At 65.4% G+C, this 3,947-nt stretch carries 4 protein-coding genes; 2 read left to right on the top strand and 2 right to left on the bottom strand.

Annotated features, from left to right (window positions below; translation table 11 throughout):
• Positions 1-393 (top strand): phosphopantetheine-binding protein (locus ACZ7IB_RS48860; protein ID WP_470921817.1); only part of this gene is annotated, 393 nt, incomplete at its 5' end.
• 75 nt (positions 394-468) lie between these two features.
• Complete coding sequence (locus ACZ7IB_RS48855) at positions 469-1,287, top strand: class I SAM-dependent methyltransferase (protein ID WP_470921815.1); 819 nt, start codon at positions 469-471, stop codon at positions 1,285-1,287.
• Positions 1,288-2,534: 1,247 nt separating this feature from the next.
• Here the strand turns inward: ACZ7IB_RS48855 and ACZ7IB_RS48850 are convergent.
• Positions 2,535-3,122, bottom strand: coding sequence for a hypothetical protein (locus ACZ7IB_RS48850; RefSeq protein WP_470921813.1), 588 nt, complete (start codon positions 3,120-3,122; stop codon positions 2,535-2,537).
• Between the two features lie 206 nt (positions 3,123-3,328).
• A partial coding sequence (locus tag ACZ7IB_RS48845) for a hypothetical protein (protein ID WP_470921812.1) occupies positions 3,329-3,947 on the bottom strand: 619 nt, incomplete at its 5' end.

Here is a 3,947-nt window from a genome sequence, read left to right as displayed (position 1 = left end):
CTGCCCGACTACATGGTCCCGGCCGCCCTGCTCGCACTGGAAGCCTTCCCACTCACCCCGAACGGCAAGATCGACCACAAGGTCCTGCCCGCTCCCGACTACACGACGACCACGCGAACCCACCGTCCTCCGCGCAACGCACGAGAAGAACTGCTCTGCTCGCTGATCGCGGAGATTCTCAACGTCCCCGAGGTCGGTATCGACGACAGCTTCTTCGACCTGGGCGGACACTCCCTCCTCGCCACACGTCTGACCAACCGCGTCCGCGCCGCTCTCGGCGTGGAACTGCCCGTCAGGAAGGTCTTCACCAGCCCCACCGTCGCCGAACTCGCGATCGCCCTCCAGGGCGCCCGAAGCGCGCGGTCGGCACTGCAGCCCCGGTCCAGGGGCTGAACGAAGTCTTCGATCCGTGCACATGGCCACACCCCATCGGTCAACCAGTCCAACCGGAGCGTTAACGTGACGACGATGCCTCCTGTCCTCCTGAAGAGCGACGAACTGTTCGGGGACGACAAGACGGGCCTGCCCTACGACAAGTCGCGGGAGATATCCCGCTACCTTCTGATGCACTACGGCGCTGTCGACGACGTGTTCGACCGCCCCTGCCACCCCCTCGCCGATGCCCACGGTTTTCCGCGGCGTCTGTCACGGATGCTCCAGGACAGCGCACGGCGGACCGGGAGCAGGGTGCGACGGATGCTCGACGTGGGCTGCAACGTCGGGGGTGTCACGCACGCCCTGAGCGAGTGGGTCGAGGACCTCGTCATCGGCGTCGACATCAGCCCCCGCGCGATCGAGATCGCACAGACCCTGACCCGCAGCGGCGGCGGCACCTTCAGCGTCGCGGAACTGGGGCCGTTCACTCGGGACGTCGAACTGCGTCTGCCAGCCGCCGACGGCCGCGCGGAGGTGCGCTTCGAGGTCGGTGACGCGGGCGCGCTGGCCGAGGCGTCCTCCGCGTTCGACGCGATCCTGCTCTCCAATGTGCTGGACAGGGTCGATGACCCGGCTGCCTGCCTGGCGCAGTTCTCCGTCGGAGCGGACCTCCTGCATCCGGGTGGACTGCTGATGATCGCCTGCCCGTGGTCCTGGTATCCGGAGTACAGCCACCCAGGCACCTGGCTGGGCTCCGCCCAGGACCATACGTCCAGCGAGGAGGGGCTGAAGAGGCTCCTGGAGACCGACTTCACCCTCGTCGACGAGGCCGACCAGGCAGGCGTACTGCGGCAGAACCCGCGCGAGTACGACTACTTCGAAGCCCATGTGACCGTATGGCAGAAGCACTGAGGCGCGGCGCGAAAGCAGAGAAGACACCATGGGCGCGCGAGGGCCTCGGTGCCATCAGCCACAGCAGGGATGCCCCAGACCCCGCACACGGCTCCCACCAGGATGGATGAGTTTTCGGCAAGGGCAGGGCCTCGGCCTCCGTTCTGCTGTGCAGACGCTGTTGGTTAGTACTGCAACCGTGTTTGCGTGAGGGTGTGTCAAGTGCCGCTTGGCCGTGCGCTGCGGAGGGCGCCTGACGGGCATCTTGCCTGGTCAGGCGCCCTCTTTCTGCGTCTAGAAGAAGCCAAGCTTCTTCGGCGAATAGGACACCAGGAGGTTTTCGTCTGCTGGTGGTACAGGGTTGGGGTGCTGGCTGACCTGCCTAAATGCTCAAAATAGCCCGTCATGTTGGCTGCTTGGTCCGTGAATGGTCCGGATCTTGGCCCACCACCGGTTACCCACGAAGATCCGGGCGAAGCGGCTTCCGCCAGTCCTGGGACGGGTGGGCGCGCGTAGGGATCCGCGAAACGCCGGATCCTGCCGGTCATGAACTCATCCACATCGCCTCGGGCATGGCCCGAGACTCGGTGACCGGGGCGCGCAGCCGCGCTTGCCGAAACAAGCACGCGAAGCTCCTGCGCGAGCCGGTGGATCTTGGTCGTGACACCGTCTGCCAGGAGCTTCTTCGTTGCGCACGACGTCCCCAACCAACCTGACCCGTCAACAGGTTGGAAGAGGCTCAACGCGTATGCCTACTGGGGCCGGGTGGCTGTGCTCAAGAGGCTGGTTCAGCGGCGATCTTCTTCCTCGGTCTCCATGAGGCGGATTCCCTGGTGGGTCAGTGAGACCATCGCGGGAATGTTGCCGGCGCCCAGTCGACGGTGATCAGCCCCTCGCGGCGAGGTAGGTGCAGGCGGCGGCCAGGTCCGCGGCTCTCCCAGTGTCGGTCAACCCATCACCCTGTGCGTATCCCACAGCCCAGGGCTACTGAAGCTGGCTGCCCACGGTGAGGCGAACGGCTCCGATATCACCCGATCAAGTTCAGTAGCGGGAGATACTCCCTTCAGTCGCGTTCACTCACCGGGTTTCGTCGCGGGAGTCCTCGACCAGGTGTCCGTGGTGGCGATACACCATGTCGTCGGGGTGACGTGTCACCCTGGCCAGCCGCCAGGCCGCGTCATAGGACATACGGCCGCGTTCTTGAGCACGTAGCTGCAGAGCCAAGAGACTGGTTGCCGGGTCGAGCAGCCAGCGCAGGGCGGACAGCTTCATCGGCCCGCGCCCGTCTCAGCGGCCAGGCGTCGCTCTCCTTCGTCGTCACCGTCGGCTTCGATCAGATCGACAGCGGCAGTCAGCTCACCCGACGCCAGCCAGGGAGCGGCGTCGGCCCACCCCATCTGCTCCAAGACGATGCGGACGGTGGCGATGAAGCGTGCATGCTGCCCTGGCTCGTTGCCCAGTTTCTCCCAGACGTACAGGAGGGTCTGGGCCATGCGTTCGGCCCTGGACTGTATGTCTTCAGCCGCTCCAACCAGCGGAAGGATCTTCTCCTTGAACACGTCCCAGTCGAGGGAGCGCAGGTCGTCGAGATGATGTCCGAGCCACCAGATGCGTGCGGCGTCCGGCTCGTCTAATACGGACTGTCTCAACTGCTCTCGGCGTTCCTGCTCCTGCGCGAGCTGCAGTGTGACTTCGCGTAGGGCGTCCTGGTGTCTCTGGGCCCGGCCTGCGTCCTGCTCAGTGAGTATCAAGGTGATGCGTGCCTTCAGCCAGAGGCCGGGATTGTCCTTGGGGGACTGCCACTGAGCCGCCGCCAGTGTGAGTCTTTCCTGTGCGGTATCAAGTTCTTCAGGCAAGTGGTCTTGGGTGATGCCGCGCCCGAGTTCGTCTAGGGCAAGCCGTGCAGCTGCTCGGGCGGCAGCTGTGCCATGGGCTTTGATCGGGGCGGATGCTTGATAGGTGAGAGTGCCGCGGGCGCAGAAACGGATGCCGGGCAGACATGTGGGCCACTGGGACCGGATCCGGCTGCGCCGCCGACTCCACCACGGGCCGGGTTTGGGCTTCACCGGGCCGACGCCTCCCTGGACAGAAGGTCGCGGTGCGCGGCATGCCCAAGGACCTCCCGCCAGAACGGCTGGATGTTCGACTGCTCGGTCACCATGAGCCGGTCGAGCCCCGAGCGAAGCCTGGGCGGACTGAAGATGTCGGCGAGCAGGTCCACCACGGCATCCCGACGGTCCGAGTCCTCGTCGAATCGCTCCTGCCATCGCGTCAGTTGCGTGACGACCACGTCCACAGCGTCGTCCGTGGATAGCAGCGCCTGCCATGCGCGGACGATGTGCTGCCTGGCCTCGGACTCTTGTAGGTCGTCCAGGATCAGGTCCGTACCCACATCGCTGGAGACGAGCGCCAGGAAGGATCCCAAGGTCTGACGGCGCAACTTCTGGTCGTCCCTGAGCCCTGAGTTGCTGAGCCATTGATCGACGGTCTTGCGCACCTCTTGCGGCCGGTGGAGGGCGAGCTGCTCGAAAGCGTGGATCAAGTTCGCGGAGCCGAACGCCTTGTGGCCCGCTGCCTTGCCTAGCCGCAATACCGGTGACTTTGAGGGTGTCGGCTCGTTGTGTTGGGTGTGCCAAGGCCGGGACAGGTGAAGTCGGTCGGGGGCGAGCGGTTTTCGGATC

It is taken from the genome of Streptomyces sp. NPDC037301 (genome assembly GCF_055602785.1).
The sequence above is the reverse complement of the archived record's forward strand: the minus strand, read 5'-3'. Positions and strand labels throughout refer to the sequence as shown.